A 24,776-nucleotide genomic window follows, 5' to 3' on the forward strand; every position below is an offset into this window, starting at 1 on the left:
CATATATCGTTATAACGCGATATAGCGATTCGTGCTCAGCTCAGAACCTCTTCATATTTGTATATCGGGAAAACACGATTTACATTTCGTCCTATCGCGATATACCGCTACAACGAGCCTCAACCCATGCCTCTCGATCTCGACGAAATCATAAAAGCGCTGGCCCACCCGGTCAGGCGAGAAATCCTCAGCTGGCTGAAGGACCCGGCAACGCAATTCCCCGATCAGTACCACAGCACCGAGAACGGTGTGTGTGCCGGGCAGATCGACCAACGCTGCGGCCTGTCGCAGTCGACCGTCTCCGCCCACCTGGCCACCTTGCAGCGCGCCGGGCTGATCAGCAGCCAGAAGATCGGCCAATGGCATTTCTTCAAACGCAACGAAGCCACCATCCAGGCGTTTCTCGAACAACTGCGCCAAGCACTCTGAACAGGCAGGTAACCGTAATGACCACGCTTTTCGATCCGATCACCCTGGGCGACCTGCAACTGCCCAACCGCATCATCATGGCCCCGCTCACCCGCTGCCGGGCCGACGAAGGCCGCGTGCCCAACGCGCTGATGGCCGAGTATTACGTGCAGCGCGCCAGCGCCGGGCTGATCCTCAGCGAGGCGACCTCGGTCAGCGCCATGGGCGTCGGCTACCCGGATACCCCTGGTATCTGGAACGACGAACAGGTGCGTGGCTGGAACAACGTGACCAAGGCCGTGCATGCCGCCGGCGGGCGCATCTTCCTGCAGCTGTGGCATGTTGGCCGCATCTCCCACCCCAGCTACCTGAACGGCGAGCTGCCGGTGGCCCCCAGCGCGATCCAGCCCAAAGGCCATGTAAGCCTGGTGCGCCCGCTCAGTGACTACCCCACCCCACGTGCGCTGGAAACCGAAGAAATCATCGACATCGTCGAGGCCTACCGCAGCGGTGCCGAGAATGCCAAGGCTGCCGGTTTCGATGGCGTGGAAATCCACGGCGCCAACGGCTACCTGCTCGACCAGTTCCTGCAGAGCAGCACCAACCAGCGCACCGACCGCTACGGCGGTTCACTGGAAAACCGTGCGCGGCTGCTGCTGGAAGTGACCGATGCGGCCATTGAGGTGTGGGGCGCAAACCGCGTGGGCGTGCACCTGGCGCCGCGGGCCGATGCCCATGACATGGGCGATGCCGACCGTGCCGAAACCTTTACCTACGTGGCCCGTGAGCTGGGCAAGCGTGGTATTGCCTTCATCTGCTCGCGGGAAAAGGAAGCCGATGACAGTATCGGCCCGCTGATCAAGGAAGCGTTCGGCGGCCCGTACATCGTCAACGAGCGCTTTGACAAGGCCAGTGCCAATGCAGCCCTGGCCAATGGCAAGGCCGACGCAGTGGCGTTTGGCGTGCCGTTCATCGCCAACCCTGACCTGCCGGCGCGGCTGGCGGCGGATGCGCCGTTGAACGAGGCGCGGCCAGAGACTTTCTATGGCAAGGGGCCGGTGGGGTACATCGACTATCCGCGGTTGTGATTCAAGGCCATTCGCGGGCACGCCCGCTCCCACAAGTACAGCGACAAGCTTGAAGATTGTGCTGACCCTGTGGGAGCGGGCGTGCCCGCGAAGAAGGCCCAGATGATCTCACGGCCGGGCATTGATCTGCTGCTGCAGGTTCTGGATCTGGCTCTGCAAGGTATTCAGGTTGCGTGTCGTCTGCGCCCGGAAGGCGTCGAATTCCTGCACCGAAGCACCACTGGACGCCGCCGCGGCCGGGCGGTTGTCGATCTGGCTCTTGAGCACCAGGATGTCCTGCTCCAGGTCCTGGATGGCCGCGCTCGGGTTACCCTGCTTCTTCAGCGCAGCAACCTCGCTGCCCAGGCTCTTGAGCTGCGCATCCAGCTTGGCGCCATCCACCTGTGCGGCCTTCAGCGCAGCAACCTGTTCGTTCAGGCCCTTGAACTGGGTATCCAGCTTGCCACCATCGACCTGGCCCGAGCGCAACGCGGCCAGCTCGCCATTCACCGCCTTCAACTGCGCCTGCAACTGGGTTTGCAGTTGGGTCACGACCTTCTGCTGTTCACGGGTATCAGCCAGTACCTGCTCCAGGCGCTTGCCCAGGTCGCCGGTCTGCCCGGCCACACCCTTCTGCAACTGGCGCAACTGCAGCTTCAACGCCTCGCTGTTGGTAGTCGCGCCGGATTCGCTGGCCGCCACCTTGCCGCTGATCGCCTGCAGGCGCCCGGCAGCCTCTTCGCTGATGCGAGCGAAGCTTTCCTGGGTCGCCACCAGTTGCTGCTCCATCAGCGAGATCTGCTGGAAGCTCCACCAGCCAAGGCCCGCCAAGGCGATGAACGAGGCCCCGAGCAATGCCCACAGCGGCGCCGTGCTGGCACCGCGAGCGGCCTTCTGGCGGCTGCGCACCACGTGCGCCGGCATCAGTTCGTCATCGTCATGGGTGCCCGCCCGCAGGCTAGGCACGTCATCGTAGTCATCGTGAGCATGGTTACGCATGGATACATTCAACCGCGGTAGTCGCAAAGAGGCACGAGTATAAACCGCCAGCGCGGCGCGTTGATGACCATTGTCGGCCGGCCGGCTTTACTGCCCCGGCGGCTGGTGCTTCCACCAGGCACAGAATTCATCCAATGCCGTCCACAGGCTGACCTTGGGCTGGTAGTCCAGGTACTGTCGGGCGCGGCTGATATCCAGGGTGAAATCGCGGCTCATCACCTGCATCCCCAGGCGCGACAGGGTCGGTTGCGGGCGTCCCGGCCACAACATGCAGGCCGCCTCGTTCAGCGCGGCCAGGCTGTAGGCCAGGCCGTAGGAACGGTAACGGGTAACCTGCGGCAGCTGCATCTGGCGCATCACGTAGTTGACCACATCCCACAGCGGCAGCGGCTGGCCGTTGCTGATGTTATAGGCTTGGCCCAGCGCCCGGTCATCGGCGAACAGGGCACTGAGCAGCGCTTCGTTAAGATTGTGCACGCTGGTGAAATCGACTTTGTTCAGGCCATTGCCGATGATCGCCACGCGCCCCTTGCGCTGCATCTGCATCAGCCGCGGGAAGATACTGGCATCGCCAGCGCCGGTGACGAAGCGTGGGCGCAGCGCCAGCACCTCGAGGCCGAACTCCTGGGCACCGAACACTTTCTGCTCAGCCATGTACTTGGTCTGCCCGTAGTGGTCGTGGAAGCGGCGCGGCACCTGGTCTTCACGGATGTCCAGGCGCGAGCGGCCATTGAAGTAGATCGACGGCGACGACAGGTGTACCAGCCGCCGTACGTGCTCCTTCAAGCAGCCCTCGACCACGTTTTCGGTGACCACCACATTGCCTTGATAGAAGTCCTGGTAGCGCCCCCAGTTGCCCACTGCGCCAGCGCAGTGCACTACCGCCTCGACGCCCTGGCACAGGCGGCGGGCCAGCTCGGCATCCCCCAGGTCGCCGGGGATGAACTGGGCGCCGCGCTTGACCAGGTGCTCGACCCCTTCGGCTCGACGGCCGCTGACCCGCACGTCCAGGCCCTGCTCCAGGGCAAAGCGCGCAAAGCGCCCGCCAATGAAGCCACTCGCGCCGGTGACCAGAATTCGCATGTAAGACTCCGTCTAGATTTCAGATGCAACTGACGCCAGCCGTGGCTACAAGGGCACCAGCCATTGCCGTGCGGTGTGCCGCAGGTGGTCGGTCAGTTGCGCGAGCAGTTGCCCGCCATTGCGCCAATGATGCCAGTACAGCGGCACATCGATGGGGGTATCACTGCAGATTTCCACCAGCTGGCCGCTGGCCAGTTGCTCGCGGGCCTGCAGTTCGGGCACCAGGCCCCACCCCAGGCCGGCTTCGGTCATGCGCAGGAAGCCTTCGGACGACGGGCACAAGTGGTGCAGGAAGCCATCCTCGATGCCCAGCGATGCCAGGTAGCGGTGTTGCAGGAAGTCGTCCGGGCCGTAAACGATCGCCGGGGTACGGGCCAGGCGGCTGGCAGCGAAGCCCTGCGGAAAATGCCGCGCCATGAACCCGGGGCTGGCCAGCGCCCGGTAGCGCATGGCGCCCAGCGGCAGGCTGCGCGCGCCGGCCACCGGCCGCTCGCTGCCACACAGGCAGGCCGCAACTTCGCCCGCACGCATACGCTTCAGACCCACTTCCTGGTCTTCCACCACCAGGTCGGTCAGCACATTCTGCTGCGCGCAGAAAGTGCCCACTGCCCCGGCCCACCAGGTGGCCAGGCTGTCGGCATTGAGAGCAATGCGCAGGCGCTCCGGCATGCCCTCCTCGTCCAGTGCCGGCACCTGGCGCTGCAGGTCGCGTTCGAGCAGGCGCACCTGCTGCACATGGTTGAGCAACTGGCGGCCGACTTCGGTCGGGCTTGGCGGTGTGGCACGCACCAGCACCGGCTGACCGACCCGCGCCTCGAGCAGCTTGATGCGCTGGGAAATGGCCGACTGCGACAAGCCCAGCACCTGCGCCGCGCGTTCGAAACCACCCTGCTCGATCACGGCGGCGAGGGCGGCCAGCAGCTTGTAGTCGAACATCGATTTTCCTAATGACGGATCAGCTCTATTTGTTTTTCTTATACAGCGTGGTTCATCACAATGGCCAGCATCTTTTAGACGCTTTGGAGAGCGCGCCATGTGGCAAAGCTATCTCAACGGCATGCTCGTGGCCTTCGGCCTGATCATGGCCATCGGTGCACAGAACGCTTTCGTCCTCGCCCAGAGCTTGCGCCGCGAGCATCATTTGCCGGTGGCGGCACTGTGCATCGTCTGTGACGCCATCCTGGTGGCTGCCGGAGTGTTCGGCCTGGCCACCGTGCTGGCGCACAACCCGACCTTGCTGGCGATCGCCCGCTGGGGCGGCGCGGTGTTCCTGATCTGGTACGGCGCCAAGGCTTTGCGCAGCGCCTGCTCCAGGCAGAGCCTGCAGCACCAGCAAGGCCAGGGTGCGCGCTCACGCCGCGCGGTGTTGCTCAGTGCCCTGGCGGTGACCCTGCTGAACCCGCACGTGTACCTCGACACGGTGCTGCTGATCGGCTCGCTGGGCGCCCAGCAGGCTGCGCCTGGCGCCTATGTGGCCGGCGCTGCTAGCGCCTCGCTGCTGTGGTTCTCGACCTTGGCGATCGGTGCGGCCTGGCTGGCGCCGTGGCTGGCCCGGCCGGCGACCTGGCGCATGCTCGACCTGATGGTGGCGGTGATGATGTTCGCGGTGGCGGCGCAGTTGATCTTCAACTGACATCAAGGGCCCTATCGCCGGCAAGCCAGCTCCCACAGAGATGTCACCAGGCCTGAGGGCGGTGATCTCCCTGTGGGAGCTGGCTTGTCGGCGGCGAGGCCCTTGCAGGCAATAGCTGACGCCACTGGTCGGCACAGCCCAACCGCTCTGGAACCTCTATTCCCTATCTTTGTTGCGTGGTTATGCGCCGGGCCCGGTGCTATGATCCAGCCCTTGCGTCGCAAAGAGTACAAACTCGCCGACGCTCATCGGGCCGCCCGTGATCGGCCTTGCGCAAACCGCAAACAGACCTGAATCAGGAGATCCACCATGGCTTTTGAATTGCCGCCGCTGCCGTACGCCCACGATGCCCTGCAGCCGCACATCTCCAAGGAAACCCTGGAGTATCACCACGACAAACACCACAACACCTATGTCGTGAACCTGAACAACCTGGTCCCAGGCACCGAATTCGAAGGCAAGACCCTGGAAGAGATCGTCAAGAGCTCTTCGGGCGGCATCTTCAACAACGCCGCTCAAGTCTGGAACCACACCTTCTACTGGAACTGCCTGGCACCAAACGCCGGTGGCCAGCCGACCGGTGCCCTGGCTGACGCCATCAACGCCGCTTTCGGTTCCTTCGACAAGTTCAAGGAAGAGTTCACCAAGACTTCGGTTGGCACCTTCGGTTCCGGCTGGGGCTGGCTGGTGAAGAAGGCTGACGGTTCCCTGGCCCTGGCCAGCACCATCGGCGCCGGCTGCCCGCTGACCAGCGGCGACACCCCGCTGCTGACCTGCGACGTCTGGGAACACGCCTACTACATCGACTACCGCAACCTGCGTCCGAAGTACGTCGAGGCGTTCTGGAACCTGGTCAACTGGGCCTTCGTTGCCGAACAGTTCGAAGGCAAGACCTTCAAGGCCTGAGTCATCCAGCCTTGAGACAGAACCCCGGTGCCACGCCGGGGCTCTTCGAAAATCCGATGCCAGTCCCCTGGTATCGGATTTTTCGGGGCATGCGAGGGGCCAGAACGCCCTGTTTTCAGGAAGCGTACCGATCAAGCCAGCCAAGGCTATCTACGGTGGCACCCGTAGGCCGATACTCACATCCAACCCACCCCGCATACCCGCGCTGCTCCAGCGCCGCCAACAACCCCGCAACATCCATCTGTCCCGTTCCCGGCTGATGCCGCCCCGGACAGTCGGCCACCTGCACATGCACCGTCCGTTCAAAGAACTGCGCCAACACATCGGCAGCATTTCCGGTCAGCAACTGTGCATGATAAAGATCAAGGATCAGCCCCATACCGGGATGCGCCTCCAGCACCCGCTGCGCCTTGCCGAAGTCGGACATGTAATACCCCGGCATTGCCTGCGTGCAGATCACCTCGATCAATGGCCGCAGCCCCTGGTCTTCAAAATACTTCACGGCATAGTCCAGGTTGCTCGCGTACACCTTGTCGGCGCCATCCTCGTGGGTTACCCCGGACATCAGGTGCACGTCCGCACACGCCAGTGCGCGGGCATAGCTGACGGCCTGGCGTAACCCGTCACGGAACTCGGGCTCCTTGCCCGCCACCGCGGCAATACCCTTGGAAACGCCAGCCGGCGCAGCGAACTGGACCAATGGCAACCCATATTGCGCCAGTTGATCAGCCAACAAACTCGCGTCGAATTCATAGGGTGACGGGAATTCCACCGCGCGAAATCCGGCGGCGGCAGCGGCTTCGATACGCTGCAGAAAAGGCAGTTCATTGAACTGGAAGCCGAGATGAGCATTGAATTTGAGCATGCGTATAGATCCATCCGTGTGTGGTATTTTCCTGCCCCAGTCCGACCCGAATCTGCTGGATCGACTGAAGATAACCATTCGGAATACAGCCTGTGATAAAGAAAGATCTCGCCCTGCAGTTGGCCCCTCGCGTCATCGAGATGATCCGCGCCCGGTCGATGAAGGCCGGCGAGCCATTGCGCGAGCAGACCTTCGCCCAAGCCTTCGATGTCTCCCGCTCCCCCATTCGCAGGGTATTTGCCCTGCTCGCCGAGTGGAACATCGCGGTGCAGGAGCCCAATCGCGGCTACTTTCTGAAACAGGACGCCGGGCAGATCCAGGAAACCACTGTACCGCCCACCTGCGACCCATTCGAAGACTTCTACCTGCGCGTGGTGGACGACATCCTCAGCGGGGAAGTCCCTGCCGAATTCTTTGAGGCCCAATTACTGCGACGCTACTCCGTGCCCCGCGGGCAACTGCTCAAGGTCCTCAACCGGCTGGCCAGCGAAGCCATGGTCGAGCGCAAGCCCGGGCAAGGCTGGAGCCTTAACGAATTCGTACACAACGCCCAGACCCACATCCAGAGCTACCGCTTCCGCATGGCCATCGAGCCGGCCGCACTGCGCGAACCAGGCTACAAGGTCAACCAGGCCGCATTTGCCAAAGCCCGGGAGCAACAGCAGGCCATGCTCGACGGCGAAATTCACCAGCTGTCACGTGCCCAACTGTTCGAAATTGGCGCCCAGTTTCACGAAATGATCGTGCAGTGCTCGGGCAATCTCTTCTTCATAGATGCCATACGTCGGCAAAACCAGCTCAGACGCTTCATGAGCTACAAAGCCAACGTCGACCGCAGTCGCCTGATGACGCAATGCCTGGAGCACCTGCACCTGCTCGACTTGATCGAGTCCGGTCGGCGTGAAGAAGCCGCTCAGTTTCTCTGGAAACATCTGGACGAAGTCGGCCGGCTCAAGACCCGTCAGGATGCCTTGCTGGAAAGCCAGCAGGCGTAACCCCTTCCCCCGCCTTCCTTTCATTACCCGCGCGTTCAGATCAGGGAAGGCAGCTTAGACATTGCCTTCTTTTTACGCAAGATACAAAACCGCCCTGAGATTCAGCGCCAGGAGTAAATTTCGCGCCACTTATTGTATTTCATTGTAAGAATAAGCAATTATGCGCGCCGCTCGGACGCACTGTGGCACCGAATCACACAGGGATGATTGCAATGAAACAAGGAACGTTGGCTAACGGGACGGGGGTCTCCAGCCTGCTGTTCGGGGTGTACACGATTCTGCTGGCCCTGCTTGGCCTGACGCTGGCCTGCCAGGGAAGCACGCTGGTCAGTGCCGGCGGCTCGCCTTACTACGCAATGATGGGTACCGCATTGCTGCTGTCAGCCGCACTCATGGGCCTGAAGAAGTCGCTCGGCATCTATCTCTACGGTGCAGCATCCCTGGCCACCTACGGCTGGGCAATCTGGGAATCCGGCTACAACGGCTGGGCCTATATCCCACGTCTGGCATGGCTGGTACTTCTCAGTGTGATCTTTCTGGCCTTCTGGCCTCTTGTCCGGCGCGACTTTGCCAAAGTCAACAAGGCACTGTATTTCAGCATCATGGGGGGGCTGCCGCTGCTGATGGCGGCCACCATCCTGACACCGCTGTTCTTCCCCAACACCGTTCACCTGGCCGACTCGCCCGCTATCACCGCGCATACACAGCAACCCTTCAGCCGCAGTACCGTGACCTCACCGGACGCCAATGTCGCCGCGTCCCACGACAAGACCAGCTGGACCGCCTATGCCGGCTCCAACCTCGGCAACCACTATTCCGCTGCGGCGCAGATTACCCCAAGCAACGTTTCCGGCCTGGTCAAGGCCTGGGAGTATCATCATGGCGATGTGAAACAGCCTGGCGAAAAAACCAAGTATCTGAACGAGGCCACGCCAATCAAGGTTGGCGACTCGCTGTATACCTGCACGCCCAAGCAAATCATCATTTCGTTGAGCGCCACTACCGGCAAAGAGAACTGGCGCTACGACTCGAAAGTCGACCCGGACTATTTCGCCAACGGTGGTGCCTATTGCCGTGGTGTCTCGTACTACGAAGTACCCAATGCCAGTGGCCTATGCGCCAAACGCATCATCTGGGGCACCAACGACATCCGCCTGGGTGCAGTTGATGCACTCACCGGGCAGGCCTGCCCAGATTTCGGCACGGCAGGCTTTGCCGACCTCAAGGACGGCCTGGGCACGTTCCGCAAAGGCTCCACCGGCATCACTTCTGCACCACTGGTAATCCGCGGTGTGGTCATTACCGGTGGCCGCGTGCTTGACTCGGATGTGCGCCCGGCGCCATCAGGTGTGGTTCGCGCCTACGACGCAGTCAGCGGCAAACAGAAGTGGGCCTGGGACCTCGGTCGCCCCGACAGCACTGCGCCTGCCGACGCCGATGAAACCTATACGCTCAGCACGCCCAACTCATGGGCGCCGATTTCCGCCGACGACGAACTGGGGCTGGTCTACATCACCACCGGCAATGCTGCAGGCGACTTCTATGGCGGTACCCGTACCGAACAGGAAGACAAGTTCAGCTCTTCACTGGTGGCCCTGGATGCGCTCACCGGCAAGGTCAAATGGCATTTCCAGACCGTCCATCACGACCTCTGGGACTACGACCTGAGCCCACAACCGGCGCTGATCGATTTCCCCACGAGCAGCGGCCCACGCCCGGCCGTCATTCAAGCGACCAAATCGGGCCAGTTGTTCGTCCTCGACCGCGCCACCGGCGAACCGCTGGTCGACGTGGTGCAGGCTGCCGTCCCGCAGGGCACTGCCCCTGGAGACTACACCGCGGCGACGCAGCCGCTGTCACCAAGCATGCCGAGCACCATGGGCCGCCCATCGAAAAGACCGGAAGTGCTGAACGAAGCCGACGCCTGGGGCCTGACGCCGTTCGATCAGTTGCAATGCCGCATCGAGTTTCGCCAGGCGCGTTACGAAGGGATCTTTACACCGCCGGTAGTCGGCCAGCAAAGCCTGATCTTTCCCGGCCATCACGGCGGCCTGAACTGGGGCGGAGTGATGGTGGACCTGCAGCGAGGCCTGCTGATCATCAATAACCAGCGGTTGCCGTACATGCAGGGGCTGGTTCCACGCGAACAGCTCGATGCGATCAATGCCAAGTCGTTCCAGGAGTCGCCGGGCAATAACCAGGGGTTCCGCGTCCAGGCCGGTCTGCCGTTCGGGGCAATCAAGGACCCATGGATGTCAGCGCTGGAACAGCCGTGCATCGCACCACCCTGGGGGTTCATCTCCGCTATCGACCTGCGCACACGTGAAGTGCGCTGGAGCCGCCCGTTCGGCACCGGCTATGACAGTGGACCCTTGGGCATCGCCTCGAAACTGCGCTTCGAAATCGGCACTCCGAGCGACGCCACTGGCGTAGCTACAGCAGGAGGCGTGACCTTCATTGGCGCTGCCATCGACCGTTTCATGCGCGCCTACAACAGCGAAAGTGGTGAATTGCTGTGGGAAGAGCGCCTACCGGCCGGCAATCAGGCTTCGCCCCTCACCTACATCAGCCAAGGACGCCAGTACGTGGTTGCCGTGGTTGGCGGGCATGACCGGATTCCGACCAAGCTGGGTGACAGCATCATTGCCTGGGCGCTGCCGGAAAAATAGCGCGCGCGCTGCCTAAAGGCGCTGGTCGGCACTGAAGGCCAGGCGCCGCCATACCCGCATTCAACCAATCATCGACAGCCGATGGCGCGCCGTGCGCCGTCGGGTGGTAGTTGCCGTTCATCGCAGGGACCCGTCCGCTTCTCCAGCGGCGTGCAAATCAGACCCGCCCCACAGGCGCTACTCTATTTGGAGGAATGTGCCATACCTGAGGGGGCGGGCTTGCCCGCGAAGCGGTCGACACGGTTTTCATCCACGCCCCACCCGCAAAACGCTTGCTCAGCCCGCATACCACGCTAACATCAAACCTCTGGAAGATCGTTACAGCGCATTCAAGTTGCGGGGTCAGGCAACCGATACACTTCTGATGGTCGGCCGATAGTGTATCGTCATCGTTGATGGCAAAATGATGCCATGCGCATGGATTAAGGAAACCCCCATTGAAGCTGGAATTGCGGAACAGCTTGTCGGTCAAGTTGCTCAGGGTCGTGCTGCTGTCGGCGCTAGCGGTCGGTGTCGTGCTCAGCTGTGCGCAAATCGTCTACGACACCTACAAGATCCGCCAAGCCGTGAACAGCGATGCCCAACGCATCCTCGACATGTTCCGCGACCCCTCGACCCAGGCGGTATATAGCCTCGACCGCGAAATGGGCATGCAGGTGATGGAAGGCCTGTTCCAGGACGAATCGGTACGCATGGCCTCCATTGGCCACCCCAACGAAACCATGCTCGCAGAAAAGTCCCGCCCGCTGCAGGACATGTCCATGCGCTGGCTGACCGACCTGATCCTCGGCCAGGAACGTACCTACAGCACGCAACTGGTCGGCCGCGGCCCCTACAGCGAATACTACGGCGACCTGAGCATCACCCTCGACACCTCGTCCTACGGCGAAGACTTCCTGATCAACGCTGTGATCATCTTCATCTCCGGTGTGCTGCGGGCCCTGGCCATGGGCCTGGTACTGTACCTGGTCTACCACTGGCTGCTGACCAAACCGCTGTCGAAGATCATCGAGCACCTCACCCAGATCAACCCCGACCGCCCAAGCCAGCACCAGCTGCCGCTGCTCAAGGGCCACGAGAAGAACGAGCTGGGCCTGTGGGTAAATACCGCCAACCAGCTGCTGGCCTCGATCGAGCGCAACACCCACCTGCGTCACGAGGCGGAAAACAGCCTGCAACGCATGGCCCAGTATGACTTCCTCACCGGCCTGCCCAACCGTCAGCAACTGCAGCAGCAACTGGACAAGATCCTCGTCGACGGTGGCCGCCTGCAACACCGCGTGGCGGTGTTATGCGTAGGCCTGGACGACTTCAAGGGCATCAACGAGCAGTTCAGCTACCAGGTCGGCGACCAGTTGCTGCTGGCCCTGGCCGACCGCCTGCGCGCCCACAGCGGCCGACTGGGCGCCCTGGCACGCCTGGGCGGTGACCAGTTCGCCCTGGTGCAGGCCAATATCGAGCAGCCCTACGAGGCCGCCGAACTGGCGCAGAGTATCCTCGACGACCTGGAAGTGCCGTTCGACCTCGACCACCACCAGCAGATCCGCCTGCGCGCCACCATCGGCATCACCCTGTTCCCGGAAGACGGCGACAGCACCGAGAAGCTGCTGCAGAAAGCCGAACAGACCATGACCTTGGCCAAGGCCCGTTCGCGCAACCGCTACCAGTTCTACATCGCCAGCGTCGACAGCGAGATGCGCCGCCGTCGCGAACTGGAAAAGGACCTGCGCGAAGCCCTGCCACGCAACCAGCTGTACCTGGTGTATCAGCCACAGATCAGCTACCGCGACCACCGCGTGGTCGGTGTCGAAGCACTGCTGCGCTGGCAACATCCGGAGCTGGGCATGGTGCCCCCGGACCAGTTCATCCCCCTGGCCGAACAGAACGACAGCATCATCGGCATCGGCGAATGGGTGCTCGACCAGGCCTGCCGGCAATTGCGCGAATGGCACGACATGGGCTTCAGCGACCTGCGCATGGCGGTCAACCTGTCCACCGTACAGCTGCACCACAACGAGCTGCCGCGGGTGGTCAACAACCTGCTGCAGGCTTACCGCCTGCCACCACGCAGCCTGGAACTGGAAGTCACCGAGACCGGCCTGATGGAAGACATCAGCACCGCCGCCCAGCACCTGCTGAGCCTGCGCCGCTCCGGAGCACTGATTGCCATCGACGACTTCGGCACCGGCTACTCGTCGCTCAGCTACCTGAAATCGCTGCCGCTGGACAAGATCAAGATCGACAAGAGCTTCGTCCAGGACCTGCTGGACGACGATGACGACGCCACCATCGTCCGCGCCATCATCCAGCTGGGCAAGAGCCTGGGGATGCAGGTAATCGCCGAAGGCGTGGAAACCGCCGAACAGGAAACCTACATCGTCGCCCAGGGCTGCCACGAGGGCCAGGGCTACCACTACAGCAAGCCGCTGTCGGCCCGTGAGCTGACCAACTTCCTCAAGCAGGCACAGCGAAACCAGGTTTCGATGTTCTGAGCCGCCTGCCCGATTACAGCCCGTGACCGGCATTTACACGAATTGCATGCCCGCCCCCTTTACAGCAAATGCAAATCTTTCGCATGATGTTGTCGTTTCGCGTGCCACGGCGCACCGTCCACCCCTTGGTCCAACCACACGACGCAGGAAACCAATAATGATTCGAATGCCTCTGGCCTCCGCCAGTCTGCTGGCCATTGCCATCGCTCTCGCCGGTTGCGGTGAAGGCAAGGACGACAAGGCCGCCGCGCCGCAAGCCCAGGCACCTGCTGCCGCCAGCACCACCGCTGCAGCGCCCGGGGCTGTCGACGAAGCCGCCGGCAAAGCCGTGGTCAAGCATTACGCTGAGCTGGTCTACGCCGTGTACAGCGACTCGCTGAGCACCGCCAAGACCCTGCAGACCGCAGTCGACGCGTTCCTGGCCAAGCCGAACGACGAAACTCTGAAAGCAGCCAGGGAAGCCTGGGTCGCCTCGCGCGTACCGTACCTGCAGAGCGAAGTATTCCGCTTCGGCAACACCATCATCGACGACTGGGAAGGCCAGGTGAACGCCTGGCCGCTGGACGAAGGCCTGATCGACTACGTCGACAAGAGCTATGAGCACGCCCTGGGCAACCCGGCGGCCAACGCCAACATCATCGCCAACACCGAGATCCAGGTGGGCGAAGAGAAGATCGACGTCAAGGACATCACCCCCGAGAAGCTGGCCAGCCTGAACGAACTGGGCGGCTCTGAAGCCAACGTCGCCACCGGCTACCACGCCATCGAGTTCCTGCTCTGGGGCCAGGACCTGAACGGCACCGGCCCGGGCGCGGGCAACCGTCCGGCGTCGGACTACCTGGAAGGCAAAGGCGCCACCGGTGGCCACAACGACCGCCGCCGTGCCTACCTGAAAGCGGTCACCGACCTGCTGGTCAAGGACCTCGAAGAGATGGTCGGCAACTGGGCACCGAACGTTGCCGACAACTACCGCGCCAAGCTGGAAGCCGAGTCGGTCAACGACGGCCTGCGCAAGATGCTGTTCGGCATGGGCAGCCTGTCGCTGGGCGAACTGGCTGGCGAGCGCATGAAGGTTTCGCTGGAGGCCAACTCGCCGGAAGACGAGCACGACTGCTTCAGCGACAACACCCACTACTCGCACTTCTACGATGCCAAGGGCATCCGTAACGTCTATCTGGGCGAGTACACCCGCCCGGACGGCAGCAAGGTGACCGGCCCGAGCCTGTCGTCGCTGGTGGCCAAGGTAGACCCGGCTGCCGACGCCACCCTCAAGGCCGACCTGGAAGCCACCGAAGCCAAGATCCAGGTGATCGTCGACCACGCGCTCAAGGGCGAGCACTACGACCAGCTGATCGCTGCCGACAACGCAGCCGGCAACCAGATCGTGCGTGACGCCATCGCCTCCCTGGTCAAGCAGACCGGTGCGATCGAGCAGGCCGCGGGCAAGCTGGGCATTGCCAACCTGAACCCGGATACCGCGGATCACGAGTTCTGATCCTGCTGTAGCGGTTCTGAAAGAGGCGGCCTTCGGGTCGCCTTTTTTGCTTCCGGCCCTATCGCCGGCAAGCCAGCTCCCACAGGTTCCCAACTGGGCTCAGAGGCTGTGGGGTACCTGTGGGAGCTGGCTTGCCGGCGATAGGGCCCAACCAGGCAACCACAAACCATGGCCAACTGACACCGATTTCATCCAGCAATTGCAAATTGCTCTTATTCAAACTCCCTCACCCTGCTAAGCTTGCACGCCGGTTTTTCGCTCACGCCCAGGATTTTCGATGTCCTTGTCGCTGTCCCGACTCTCCCCCCTGCTGCTGGCCTTTGCCCTTGCCGCCTGCGATGACGCCCCGCGTTTCACCCAGGCCGAGCCCGGCGAAGCGTTGTCGGGCGGCAAAGCCACCGTGCAGCGCACTGACCGCAATGCCTATTCCCTGCCCTCGGCCAACCTCTCGCCCGAGCGGCGCCTGGATTTCGCCGTAGGCAACAGTTTCTTCCGCAACCCCTGGGTGATCGCCCCGTCCACTACCACCGCACGTGACGGCCTGGGGCCGCTGTTCAATACCAATGCCTGCCAGAACTGCCACGTGCGCGACGGCCGCGGCCACCCGCCAGAGCCGGGCGACAGCAACGCCGTATCGATGCTGGTACGCCTGTCGATCCCCGACCAGCCCTACCTGGCCAAGGTGGTCGAACGTCTCGGCGTGGTGCCGGAGCCGGTCTATGGCACCCAGCTGCAGGACATGGCCATCCCCGGCGTGACGCCGGAAGGCAAGGTGCGGGTCAGCTACACCAGCGAAACGGTGTCGTTCGAGGATGGCCACCAGGTCGAGCTGCGCAAGCCGGCCCTGCAGATCACCCAGCTCGGCTATGGCGTGATGCACCCCGACACGCGCTTTTCGGCGCGGGTGGCGCCGCCGATGATCGGCTTGGGCCTGCTCGAAGCCATCCCCGAGGCCGACCTGCTGGCCAACGAGGATCCCGACGACCGCAACCGCGACGGCATCCGCGGCCGGGCCAACCGGGTGTGGGATGACGCCCAGGGCAAAACCGTGGTCGGCCGCTTCGGCTGGAAGGCCGGGCAGCCCAACGTCAACCAGCAGAACGTGCATGCCTTTGTCGGCGACATGGGCCTGACCACCACCCTGCAGCCCAACGATGACTGCACCCAGGCGCAGTCCGACTGCCTGGCCGCGCCCAACGGCGACGGTGCCGATGGCGAAAAGGAGGTCAGCGACAACATCCTGCGCCTGGTTACCTTCTACACGCGCAACCTGGCCGTACCGGCCCGACGCGACGTGGGCTCGCCGCAGGTGCTGGCGGGCAAGAACCTGTTCTACCAGGCCGGCTGCCAGGGCTGCCATACACCGCAGTTCACCACAGCCGCCAATGCCGCCGAGCCGGAGCTGGCCAACCAGTTGATCCGCCCTTACAGCGACCTGCTGTTGCATGACATGGGCCCGGGCCTGGCCGACGAGCGCACCGAATTCGCCGCCAACGGCCAGGACTGGCGCACCCCGCCACTGTGGGGCATCGGCCTGAGCGAAACGGTCAGTGGCCACAGCCAGTTCCTGCACGACGGCCGCGCCCGCAACCTGCTCGAGGCCGTGCTCTGGCACGGTGGCGAGGCCGAGTCGGCACGCAATTTCGTACTCACTTTCAATGCCGAGCAGCGTGCCGCGTTGCTGGCTTTCCTGAACTCACTTTAAAAAGCGCAAAGGAGCCGGGCATGTTCCGACCCAAACTGTTGTTCACCAGCCTCGCCGCACTCGCCCTCGGCGCCTGCTCGCCGCAGGACCCGCAAGCCGTGACCTCCGCTGCCATCGCCAAGCAGGTGATCCTGCCCACCTACAGCCGCTGGGTCGAAGCCGACCGCACGCTGGCCGCCAGCGCCCTGGCCTACTGCGAAGGCAAGGAAACCCTGGACAAGGCCCGTGCCGACTTCCTCAACGCGCAAAAGGCCTGGGCCGAGCTGCAACCGCTGCTGGTCGGCCCGCTGGCCGAAGGCAACCGCGCCTGGCAGGTACAGTTCTGGCCCGACAAGAAGAACCTGGTCGGCCGCCAGGTCGAGCAGCTGGTCAACGCAGACCAGCCGGTCGATGCCGCGGCCTTGGGCAAGGCCAGCGTGGTGGTGCGTGGCCTGTCGGCCTACGAATACATTCTGTTCGACAGCAAGCCGGACATCGCCACTGCCGACCAGAAAGCCCGCTACTGCCCGTTGCTGGTGGCCATCGGTGAACACCAGAAAACCCTGGCAGAAGAGATCCTCAAGGGCTGGAACAGCACCGACGGCATGCTCTCGCAGATGACCAAGTTCCCCAACCAGCGCTACGCCGACTCCCACGAGGCCATCGCCGACCTGCTGCGCGCCCAGGTCACCGCCCTGGACAGCCTGAAGAAAAAGCTCGGTGCGCCGATGGGCCGCCAGAGCAAGGGCATTCCACAGCCACTGCAGGCCGAAGCCTGGCGCAGCCACAGCTCGCTCAAGAGCCTGGAGGCCAGCCTCAAGGCCGCCGAAGCGGTCTGGGTCGGGGTCGACAACCAAGGCCTGCGCGGCTTGCTGTCCAGCGATCAGAAAGCCCTGGCAGACAAGATCGACGCCGCCTACGCTGCCTCGCTCAAGCTGCTGGCCGACAACCAGAAAACCTTGGGCGAGCTGCTGGCCGACGACGCTGGCCAGCAAACCCTGAACCAGATCTACGACAGCCTCAACGCCGTCCACCGCCTGCACGAAGGCGAGCTGGCCAAGGCGTTGAACATCCAGCTGGGCTTCAATGCCAACGACGGTGACTGATCATGCTGCGACGCCAGGCCCTCAAACTCGGTAGCGTATTGCTCAGCGCCCTCACCCTGGGCGGCTGGAGCCTGTTCCGCAACAAAGGCAGCGAGCCCCTGCTGCTGTCGGCGCGTGACGACGGCGACGGCAAGCACTATGCGGTCGGGTTCCGCCTGGACGGCACCCAGGTGTTCAGCACCCAGGTCGCCCAACGTTGCCATGCCATCATCCATCACCCGGACCTGCCGATCGCCCTGTTCGTCGCCCGCCGTCCCGGCACCGAAAGCTACCTGGTCGACCTGCGCGACGGGCGCCTGCTGCAAACCGTCACCTCGCAGCCGAACCGGCACTTCTACGGCCACGCGGTCATCCACAAGGGTGGCGAATGGCTGTATGCCACCGAGAACGACACCACCGACCCGGGGCGTGGCGTACTCGGCGTGTACCGCTTCGAAGGCGAGCGCCTGGTGCACAGCGGGGAGATTCCGACCCACGGCATCGGCCCGCACGAAGTGGCCTGGCTGCCGGACGGCGAAACGCTGATCGTGGCCAACGGTGGTATCCGCACCGAAGCCGAAAGCCGGGTGGAGATGAACCTCGACGCCATGGAACCGAGCCTGGTGCTGATGCAGCGCGACGGCACCCTGCTGAGCAAGGAAACCCTGGCCCAGCAGATGAACAGCGTGCGCCACCTGGCGGTGGGCAGCGATGGCACCATCGCCGCCTGCCAGCAGTTCATGGGCGATGCCGATGAAACCGCCGAATTGCTGGCGATCAAGCGCCCTGGCGAGCCGTTCAAGGCCTTCCCGGTACCGGAGCGGCAGTTGCAGGCCATGGCTCAGTACACCGCCAGCGTGGCTATCCACAGCGAGCTGCGGCTGGTCGCGCTGACCGCGCCACGGGCCAACCGCCTGTTCGTCTGGGACCTGGACAGCGGCGCGGTGCGGCTGGATGCGCCAATGCCCGATTGCGCGGGGGTGGGCGCGGTACAGGACGGCTTTGTCGTCACCTCCGGGCAGGGCCGCTGCCGGTTCTATGATTGCCGCAAGGCCGAGCTGGTCGGGCAACCGATGAACCTGCCGTCCGGTTTCTGGGACAACCACCTGCATCTGGTCTGATTTTTCTGCTGCCTTCATCGGCCTCTTCGCGGCTAAAGCCGCTCCCACAGGGGGCCGCGCAACCCACTGACTACGTCGTCCCCGTTGGAGCGGATTTTTCCACTAAGGGGGCAGCCCAGGCATTCCGCTCCCCTTCCCTCCAAAAACAGTCAATACTTCCCCCATCCACACGTGGGCAGGATCGCCCGTTGTCGTGTCTAAGCGAATAACAACCGCATCCAAGGAACCGGACCTATGCTGCGCCGCCGCATGCTGATCATGTTGGCCGTGGTTCTGCTGATCGTGCTGGCCCTGGGGGGCTACAAAGCCTTTTCGATCTACCAGCAGATCCAGATGTTCACTGCCCCCAAGCCGCCCATCACCGTGGCGGCCGCCTTGGCCGAACAGCGCCCGTGGCAAGAGCGCCTGCCCGCTGTCGGCAGCCTCAAGGCGCTACAGGGCGTTGAGCTGAGCCTGGAAGTGGAAGGCATCGTCAAGGCCCTGCATTTCGACTCAGGCCAGCAGGTCAAGGCCGGGCAACTGTTGCTGCAACTCAACGACGACCAGGAAACCGCCCTGCTCGGCACCGCCCAGGCCGACCTGGGCCTGGCCAAGGTAGATTTCGGCCGTGGCAGCCAGCTGGTCGGCGACTCGGCCATCTCCCGCGGCGAATTCGACCGCCTCACCGCCCAGTACCGGCGCAATCAGGCGGTGGTCGACCAGCTCAAGGCATCGAAGACCAAGAAGAGCATCAGCGCTCCGTTCAGCGGCACCATCGGCATTCGCCAAGTGGACGTCGGCGACTATCTGGCCGCCGGCACGGTGATCGCCACCCTGCAGGACACATCCAGCCTCTACGTCGACTTCAACGTACCGGAACAGGCCCTGCCGCACCTCAGCCTGGGCCAGCAGGTGCTGGTGCAGGTGGCCGCCTACCCGGGCCAGACCTTCCCCGCCAGCCTCAGCGCCATCAACCCCAAGGTCGAGGAAACCACGCGCAACCTGCTGGTGCGCGCAACCATGGCCAACCCGGACAGCAAGCTGCTGCCGGGCATGTTCGCCAGCCTGCTGATCCTGTTACCCAACCCGCAGCCACAAGTGGTGGTGCCGGAAAGCGCCATCACCTACACCCTGTATGGCAACTCGGTGTATGTCGCAACGCCGAAAAAGGACAAGGACGGCAAGCCACTAAACGACGACAAGGGCCAGCCGCAGCTCACCGCCGAGCAGCGCGCGGTGCAGACCGGCGAGCGCCGTGACGGCGTGGTGGTGGTCAGCAAGGGCCTGCAGGCCGGGGAACAGGTGGTCACCGCCGGCCAACTGAAGCTCACCCCCGGCGCCGCGATCCGCATCGGCCAGGACAAAGCCCTCAAGCCCGCACAGGGCACGCCGGGCAAGGACTGACAGGAGGCTGGCATGGCGTTCACCGACCCGTTCATCCGCCGCCCGGTGCTGGCCAGCGTGGTGAGCCTGCTGATCCTGCTGCTGGGCTTCCAGGCCTGGAACAAGCTGCAGATCCGCCAGTACCCGCAAATGGAAAATGCCCTGATCACGGTAACCACCGCCTACCCCGGCGCCAACGCCGAGACCATCCAGGGCTATATCACCCAGCCGCTGCAGCAAAGTCTGGCCAGCGCCGAAGGTATCGACTACATGACCTCGGTGAGCAGACAGAACTTCTCGATCATTTCCATCTACGCCCGCATCGGCGCCGACAGCGACCGGTTGTTCACCGAACTGCTGGCCAAGGCCAACGAAGTGCGCAACAAGCTGCCCCAGGACTCCGAAGACCCGGTACTGAGCAAGGAAGCCGCCGATGCTTCGGCGCTTATGTACATCAGTTTCTACAGCAAAGAGATGAGCAACCCGCAAATCACCGACTACCTGTCGCGGGTGATCCAGCCCAAGCTGGCGACCCTGCCGGGCATGGCCGAAGCGGAAATCCTCGGCAACCAGGTGTTCGCCATGCGCATCTGGATCGACCCGGTGAAACTGGCGGGCTATGGCCTGTCTGCCATCGACGTGACCAATGCCGTGCGCCGCTACAACTTCCTTTCCGCGGCCGGCGAGGTGAAGGGTGAATACGTGGTCACCAGCATCAACGCCAGCACCGAGCTGAAGTCGGCCGAGGCGTTCGCCGCCCTGCCGGTCAAGACCAGTGGCGACAGCCGCGTGCTGCTTGGCGATGTGGCGCGGGTCGAGATGGGGGCGGAAAACTACGATACGGTCAGCTCGTTCGACGGCACCCCATCGGTGTACATCGGCATCAAGGCCACACCAGCCGCCAACCCGCTGGACGTCATCAAGGAAGTGCGGCGCATCATGCCCGAGCTGGAAAGCCAGCTGCCCTCGGCGCTGAAGGTATCGATCGCCTATGACGCCACGCTTTTCATCCAGGCCTCCATCGACGAAGTGATCAAGACCCTCGGCGAAGCTGTACTGATCGTCATCGTGGTGGTGTTCCTGTTCCTCGGTGCCCTGCGTTCGGTGCTGATTCCGGTGGTGACCATTCCGCTGTCGATGATCGGCGTGCTGTTCTTCATGCAGATGATGGGCTATTCGCTCAATCTGCTGACCCTGCTGGCAATGGTGCTGGCCATCGGGCTGGTGGTGGACGACGCGATCGTCGTGGTGGAAAACATCCACCGGCACATGGAAGAAGGCAAGTCGCCGTTCGACGCCGCCCTCGAGGGCGCCCGCGAAATCGCCATGCCGGTGGTGTCGATGACCATCACCCTGGCGGCGGTGTATGCACCGATCGGCTTCCTCACCGGGCTGACCGGCGCATTGTTCAAGGAATTTGCCCTGACCCTGGCGGGTGCGGTGATCATATCCGGCATCGTTGCCCTCACCCTGTCACCGATGATGTGCGCGCTGCTGCTGCGTCAGGAACAGAACCCCAGCGGCCTTGCCCACCGCCTGGACGTGCTGTTCGAACGCCTGAAGGTGCGCTACCAGCGCCTGCTGCACACCACCCTCGACAGCCGGCCCGTCGTGCTGGTGTTTGCCGTGATCATTCTGTGCCTGATTCCGGTACTGCTGAAGTTCACCCAGAACGAACTGGCGCCCAACGAAGACCAGGGGGTGATTTTCATGATGAGCAGTTCGCCGCAGCCGGCCAACCTTGATTACCTCAACGCCTATACCGACGAATTCACCCCGCTGTTCAAGGCTTTCCCGGAGTATTACTCGTCGTTCCAGATCAACGGTTTCAATGGCGTGCAGACCGGCATCGGCGGCTTCCTGCTCAAGCCCTGGAACGAGCGCGAGCGCACGCAGATGGAGCTGCTGCCGCTGGTGCAGAGCAAGCTCGAAGAAATCAGTGGCCTGCAGATCTTCGGCTTCAACCTGCCGTCGCTGCCCGGCACCGGCGAGGGCCTGCCATTCCAGTTCGTGATCAACAGCGCTGGCGACTACCCGGCACTGCTGGATGTGGCCCAGCGCATCAAGGCCCGCGCCCAGGAATCCGGCAAGTTCGCCTTCCTCGACATCGACCTGGCCTTCGACAAGCCCGAGGTGGTGGTGGATATCGACCGGGCCAAGGCGGCGCAGATGGGGGTGTCGATGGACACCTTGGGCAGCACCTTGGCGACATTGCTGGGCGAGGCGGAAATCAACCGCTTCACCCTCGAAGGCCGCAGCTACAAGGTGATTGCCCAGGTCGAGCGGCCTTACCGCGACAACCCCGGCTGGCTGAACAACTACTACGTGAAGAACGACCAGGGCCAACTGCTGCCGCTATCCACCCTGATCACCCTTACCGACCGCGCCCGCCCGCGCCAGCTCAACCAGTTCCAGCAGCTGAACTCGGCGATCATCCAGGGCGTGCCCATGGTCAGCCTGGGCGAGGCGCTGCAGACCGTACAGGGCATCGCCCGCGAGGAGGCTCCGGAAGGTTTCGCCTTCGACTATGCCGGCGTGGCGCGCCAGTACGTCCAGGAAGGCAGCGCGCTGTGGGTGACCTTCGGCCTGGCATTGGCGATCATCTTCCTGGTGCTGGCGGCGCAGTTCGAAAGCTTCCGCGACCCACTGGTAATACTGGTGACGGTGCCGTTGTCGATCTGTGGCGCGCTGCTGCCACTGTTCCTTGGCGTATCGAGCATGAACATCTACACCCAGGTCGGGCTGGTGACACTGATTGGGCTGATCAGCAAGCACGGCATCCTGATTGTCGAGTTCGCCAACCAGTTACGTGAGGAGCGCGGCATGAGTGTGCGCGAAGCGATCGAGGAAGCCGCGGCGATTCGCCTGCGGCCGGTGCTGATGACCACGGCGGCGATGGTTTTTGGCATGGTACCGCTGATCCTGGCGACTGGTGCGGGGGCAGTCAGCCGCTTTGACATCGGTACGGTGATTGCCACCGGGATGTCGATCGGCACGCTGTTTACCCTGTTCGTGTTGCCTTGTATCTACACCCTGCTGGCGCACAAGGCGGTTGCCAGGGAAACATCGGTTGCCTGAACAGGCCTCTTCGCGGGCTCGGCCGCTCCCACACGTGCGGCACCAGTTTCAGGACCGGTGCCATACCTGTGGGAGCGGGCAAGCCCGCGAAGAGGCCGGCGAGGCAAATGCAAAAATGCCAGAGGCCCCGCAATCCCGAGGCCTCTGGCATTTCCATCTACACCGGGTTCAACCGAACGGCCGCAACCCCTGGCGCATGCCGAACAGGAACAGCAACAGGTCCTGATCCGGCGCGGCCTCGGCTTGTTGCTGCGGTTTCATTTCCCGCGGCAACGCGCACTGGTCGGCCAGTTCGGCCTTGCTGAACACCGTCGGCCTCGGCTCCTCCCAGGCAGCCACCGCCACGGTGGTCACCGCCAGGCCAGCTACCAGGAACAAAGCTCGAGCTATTTCTAGTTTCATTGCCCTAACCCTTTGACAGCGCTGCCAAACGCCATCTGGTAAAAATAGAGCAGTGTTTGCCATTCCGCGTCATTCATCGACGAATGGCGGCGCAGCTGGCGCAGGTCATTGCCCGCCGCACGCTGGCAGCTGATGCGCCGACGGCATTTTTCCAGGTCCAGCAGCGCGACTTCGACCCGGGCCTGCTCGCCCTCGCCAATCACCTTGACGAACACATGCTTGCCATACAGGCAACCGTGCTGCCAGTGCCCCAGGTGCATGCGCGCCAGGTTGTCCGCCAGGTCCTTGAGCATGCGCTCATGCACCACCTGCGGGTAACGCTCGCGGGCACCTTCGGCATGCCAGGTATCGAGTTCGACGAAACCGTCGAGTGCTTCGCTCACCAATAGCGCACGCCACTGCTTGTCGGCACCACGTTCGGCGCCACAGAAGACGATGCGTGGTACACGCACGCCCAGTTGCTCGAAGCTGTTCAACGCATCGAGCTCACGCAATACGGTCGGCCGGCCGAAAGGGTGCAGCAGGCTACGGTAGATATGCCCGACCTGGCGCTTGGCATACAGCAGCTTGCCATTGCCATCGTCGAGGCGTTGCACACCGCTCTCGCCACCACGGCGCTGGTTAGGCTCCTCGACCCACTCGCCCTGCTGGCGCCAGTAAAAATCGAACCGCGACTCCCCGCTCTGGGCTACAGCCATCAAACACTACCCCTTACGCAATACATATACCCGCCACATGGCATAGAACGGTAGGAAGTCGAGGCGTTCCTGGATTCTGAAGCCGGCGGCTCGGAATTCTTCTTCGACCGTGTCGGCCGGTAACACAAACCGGTTCTGGTAATTGTCCTCGTCGCCCTTCCTGGACCTGCGGCGCTGTTCCAGTTTTTTCCGGCGCCATGCTTTGAAATTACCATCCACCCACAATGACAGGATCACACTATCACGGCTAACCCGTTGAAATTCCGAAAGAATGGTCTTTCTGTGCGCCGCTTCGCCGATGTGGTGGAACAAGCGCATGCAGAAGATGCTGTCCACCGAATTGTCCGGCAAGTCGATGGCAAATGCCGAAGTCTGCAAAGGGCGTACCCGTGCCACCACCTCTGGCGCTTGCGCGGTACAGGCTGTCTCGATCATCGCTTCTGAGTTGTCGGCGCCGATGATTACCCGGTTGGGCTTTTCTGCCAGCAACGGCCAGAAGCGGCCAGCACCGCATGGCAGGTCGAGGACCAGCCCAGGCTCACCAGCCAATGCCAAGGCACGACGCGCCAGTTGCTCATCACGCTTGTGAGAAAGGCGTCGCGCAAGGCCATCCTGGTGCTTGAGAAAGTACTCGCGGGCATGTTCTTTGTCGTACTTCTCGGAAAATTCAAGCTTGATGGGGCTACGCATTGGGCATCTCCTGACTCCATTCCACCCACATTAGGTAAGTAAGC

General features: G+C 63.0%; 20 protein-coding genes. 13 read left to right on the top strand and 7 right to left on the bottom strand.

All coding sequences use genetic code 11. From position 1 onward, the window contains the following. Window positions 1-126: 126 nt before the first annotated feature. Together ACLCGK_RS08630 and ACLCGK_RS08635 are read left to right on the top strand one after the other, a co-directional pair. Window positions 127-429, top strand: a complete 303-nt coding sequence (locus tag ACLCGK_RS08630; protein WP_003258229.1) for an ArsR/SmtB family transcription factor — start codon at window positions 127-129, stop codon at window positions 427-429. A 17-nt stretch (window positions 430-446) separates the two neighbouring features. Then, window positions 447-1,496, top strand: coding sequence for an alkene reductase (locus ACLCGK_RS08635; protein ID WP_013974072.1), 1,050 nt, complete (start codon window positions 447-449; stop codon window positions 1,494-1,496). 108 nt (window positions 1,497-1,604) lie between these two features. Here ACLCGK_RS08635 and ACLCGK_RS08640 read toward each other — a convergent pair whose 3' ends face one another. The 3 genes from ACLCGK_RS08640 to ACLCGK_RS08650 form a co-directional block, all read right to left on the bottom strand. Continuing rightward, a complete protein-coding gene (locus tag ACLCGK_RS08640; RefSeq protein ID WP_397460946.1) occupies window positions 1,605-2,474 on the bottom strand; it encodes an ATPase in 870 nt (289 codons plus the stop codon). 87 nt (window positions 2,475-2,561) lie between these two features. Continuing rightward, complete coding sequence (locus tag ACLCGK_RS08645; RefSeq protein WP_015271678.1) at window positions 2,562-3,557, bottom strand: NAD-dependent epimerase/dehydratase family protein; 996 nt, start codon at window positions 3,555-3,557, stop codon at window positions 2,562-2,564. A gap of 45 nt (window positions 3,558-3,602) precedes the next feature. After that, the gene (locus tag ACLCGK_RS08650; RefSeq protein WP_013974075.1) at window positions 3,603-4,493 is read right to left on the bottom strand and encodes a LysR family transcriptional regulator ArgP; all 891 of its coding nucleotides are present in this window, start codon (window positions 4,491-4,493) and stop codon (window positions 3,603-3,605) included. Window positions 4,494-4,590: 97 nt separating this feature from the next. On the opposite strand from ACLCGK_RS08650, the gene ACLCGK_RS08655 reads away from it, so the two are divergent. Both ACLCGK_RS08655 and ACLCGK_RS08660 read left to right on the top strand, forming a co-directional pair. Further along, window positions 4,591-5,190 (top strand): LysE/ArgO family amino acid transporter, encoded by a 600-nt coding sequence (locus ACLCGK_RS08655; protein WP_003258234.1) that lies wholly within the window; start codon window positions 4,591-4,593, stop codon window positions 5,188-5,190. 309 nt (window positions 5,191-5,499) lie between these two features. Further along, window positions 5,500-6,096 carry a superoxide dismutase gene (locus tag ACLCGK_RS08660; RefSeq protein ID WP_013974076.1) on the top strand — a complete coding sequence of 199 codons (597 nt, stop codon included), beginning with the start codon at window positions 5,500-5,502 and terminating at the stop codon, window positions 6,094-6,096. A 115-nt stretch (window positions 6,097-6,211) separates the two neighbouring features. Here ACLCGK_RS08660 and ACLCGK_RS08665 read toward each other — a convergent pair whose 3' ends face one another. Continuing rightward, window positions 6,212-6,961 (bottom strand): hydroxypyruvate isomerase family protein, encoded by a 750-nt coding sequence (locus tag ACLCGK_RS08665; protein ID WP_410951827.1) that lies wholly within the window; start codon window positions 6,959-6,961, stop codon window positions 6,212-6,214. 92 nt (window positions 6,962-7,053) lie between these two features. Here ACLCGK_RS08665 and ACLCGK_RS08670 point away from each other — a divergent pair, with 92 nt between their 5' ends. From ACLCGK_RS08670 to ACLCGK_RS08710, 9 genes are all read left to right on the top strand, one after another. After that, the gene (locus tag ACLCGK_RS08670) at window positions 7,054-7,956 is read left to right on the top strand and encodes a GntR family transcriptional regulator (protein ID WP_015271681.1); all 903 of its coding nucleotides are present in this window, start codon (window positions 7,054-7,056) and stop codon (window positions 7,954-7,956) included. 212 nt (window positions 7,957-8,168) lie between these two features. Beyond that, on the top strand, window positions 8,169-10,625 hold the full coding sequence (locus ACLCGK_RS08675; RefSeq protein WP_410951828.1) for a membrane-bound PQQ-dependent dehydrogenase, glucose/quinate/shikimate family: 2,457 nt from the start codon (window positions 8,169-8,171) through the stop codon (window positions 10,623-10,625). A gap of 437 nt (window positions 10,626-11,062) precedes the next feature. Beyond that, on the top strand, window positions 11,063-13,117 hold the full coding sequence (locus ACLCGK_RS08680; protein WP_410951829.1) for a putative bifunctional diguanylate cyclase/phosphodiesterase: 2,055 nt from the start codon (window positions 11,063-11,065) through the stop codon (window positions 13,115-13,117). A 157-nt stretch (window positions 13,118-13,274) separates the two neighbouring features. After that, complete coding sequence (locus ACLCGK_RS08685) at window positions 13,275-14,612, top strand: imelysin family protein (RefSeq protein WP_013974080.1); 1,338 nt, start codon at window positions 13,275-13,277, stop codon at window positions 14,610-14,612. Between the two features lie 277 nt (window positions 14,613-14,889). Further along, window positions 14,890-16,317: a di-heme oxidoredictase family protein gene (locus ACLCGK_RS08690; RefSeq protein WP_410951830.1), complete on the top strand. Its 1,428-nt coding sequence runs from the start codon at window positions 14,890-14,892 to the stop codon at window positions 16,315-16,317. A gap of 20 nt (window positions 16,318-16,337) precedes the next feature. Then, the gene (locus ACLCGK_RS08695) at window positions 16,338-17,402 is read left to right on the top strand and encodes an imelysin family protein (protein ID WP_410951831.1); all 1,065 of its coding nucleotides are present in this window, start codon (window positions 16,338-16,340) and stop codon (window positions 17,400-17,402) included. A gap of 2 nt (window positions 17,403-17,404) precedes the next feature. Continuing rightward, window positions 17,405-18,502: a DUF1513 domain-containing protein gene (locus ACLCGK_RS08700; protein ID WP_013974083.1), complete on the top strand. Its 1,098-nt coding sequence runs from the start codon at window positions 17,405-17,407 to the stop codon at window positions 18,500-18,502. Between the two features lie 234 nt (window positions 18,503-18,736). Next, a complete protein-coding gene (locus ACLCGK_RS08705) occupies window positions 18,737-19,885 on the top strand; it encodes an efflux RND transporter periplasmic adaptor subunit (protein WP_015271689.1) in 1,149 nt (382 codons plus the stop codon). Window positions 19,886-19,897: 12 nt separating this feature from the next. Beyond that, entirely contained in the window at window positions 19,898-22,942 is a 3,045-nt protein-coding gene (locus ACLCGK_RS08710) for a multidrug efflux RND transporter permease subunit (protein WP_039612987.1), read from the top strand. Between the two features lie 168 nt (window positions 22,943-23,110). Here ACLCGK_RS08710 and ACLCGK_RS08715 read toward each other — a convergent pair whose 3' ends face one another. From ACLCGK_RS08715 to ACLCGK_RS08725, 3 genes are read right to left on the bottom strand one after another with little or no spacing between them, the layout of a single operon-like run. Continuing rightward, a complete protein-coding gene (locus tag ACLCGK_RS08715; protein ID WP_085721018.1) occupies window positions 23,111-23,344 on the bottom strand; it encodes a hypothetical protein in 234 nt (77 codons plus the stop codon). Next, a complete protein-coding gene (locus tag ACLCGK_RS08720) occupies window positions 23,341-24,042 on the bottom strand; it encodes a lipopolysaccharide kinase InaA family protein (RefSeq protein WP_013974087.1) in 702 nt (233 codons plus the stop codon). Before ACLCGK_RS08720 ends, ACLCGK_RS08715 begins: the two co-directional genes overlap by 4 nt. 6 nt (window positions 24,043-24,048) lie before the next feature. Further along, on the bottom strand, window positions 24,049-24,732 hold the full coding sequence (locus ACLCGK_RS08725) for a class I SAM-dependent methyltransferase (RefSeq protein WP_410951832.1): 684 nt from the start codon (window positions 24,730-24,732) through the stop codon (window positions 24,049-24,051). Between the last annotated feature and the right edge of the window lie 44 nt (window positions 24,733-24,776).

The organism is Pseudomonas sp. S1(2024), assembly GCF_046557535.1.

Coding starts and splice junctions, on each gene's coding strand:
- ACLCGK_RS08630 (WP_003258229.1), top strand. CDS start 127: ATGCCTCTCGATCTCGACGAAATCATAAAAGCGCTGGCCCACCCGGTC.
- ACLCGK_RS08635 (WP_013974072.1), top strand. CDS start 447: ATGACCACGCTTTTCGATCCGATCACCCTGGGCGACCTGCAACTGCCC.
- ACLCGK_RS08640 (WP_397460946.1), bottom strand. CDS start 2,474: ATGCGTAACCATGCTCACGATGACTACGATGACGTGCCTAGCCTGCGG.
- ACLCGK_RS08645 (WP_015271678.1), bottom strand. CDS start 3,557: ATGCGAATTCTGGTCACCGGCGCGAGTGGCTTCATTGGCGGGCGCTTT.
- ACLCGK_RS08650 (WP_013974075.1), bottom strand. CDS start 4,493: ATGTTCGACTACAAGCTGCTGGCCGCCCTCGCCGCCGTGATCGAGCAG.
- ACLCGK_RS08655 (WP_003258234.1), top strand. CDS start 4,591: ATGTGGCAAAGCTATCTCAACGGCATGCTCGTGGCCTTCGGCCTGATC.
- ACLCGK_RS08660 (WP_013974076.1), top strand. CDS start 5,500: ATGGCTTTTGAATTGCCGCCGCTGCCGTACGCCCACGATGCCCTGCAG.
- ACLCGK_RS08665 (WP_410951827.1), bottom strand. CDS start 6,961: ATGCTCAAATTCAATGCTCATCTCGGCTTCCAGTTCAATGAACTGCCT.
- ACLCGK_RS08675 (WP_410951828.1), top strand. CDS start 8,169: ATGAAACAAGGAACGTTGGCTAACGGGACGGGGGTCTCCAGCCTGCTG.
- ACLCGK_RS08685 (WP_013974080.1), top strand. CDS start 13,275: ATGATTCGAATGCCTCTGGCCTCCGCCAGTCTGCTGGCCATTGCCATC.
- ACLCGK_RS08690 (WP_410951830.1), top strand. CDS start 14,890: ATGTCCTTGTCGCTGTCCCGACTCTCCCCCCTGCTGCTGGCCTTTGCC.
- ACLCGK_RS08695 (WP_410951831.1), top strand. CDS start 16,338: ATGTTCCGACCCAAACTGTTGTTCACCAGCCTCGCCGCACTCGCCCTC.
- ACLCGK_RS08700 (WP_013974083.1), top strand. CDS start 17,405: ATGCTGCGACGCCAGGCCCTCAAACTCGGTAGCGTATTGCTCAGCGCC.
- ACLCGK_RS08705 (WP_015271689.1), top strand. CDS start 18,737: ATGCTGCGCCGCCGCATGCTGATCATGTTGGCCGTGGTTCTGCTGATC.
- ACLCGK_RS08710 (WP_039612987.1), top strand. CDS start 19,898: ATGGCGTTCACCGACCCGTTCATCCGCCGCCCGGTGCTGGCCAGCGTG.
- ACLCGK_RS08715 (WP_085721018.1), bottom strand. CDS start 23,344: ATGAAACTAGAAATAGCTCGAGCTTTGTTCCTGGTAGCTGGCCTGGCG.
- ACLCGK_RS08720 (WP_013974087.1), bottom strand. CDS start 24,042: ATGGCTGTAGCCCAGAGCGGGGAGTCGCGGTTCGATTTTTACTGGCGC.
- ACLCGK_RS08725 (WP_410951832.1), bottom strand. CDS start 24,732: ATGCGTAGCCCCATCAAGCTTGAATTTTCCGAGAAGTACGACAAAGAA.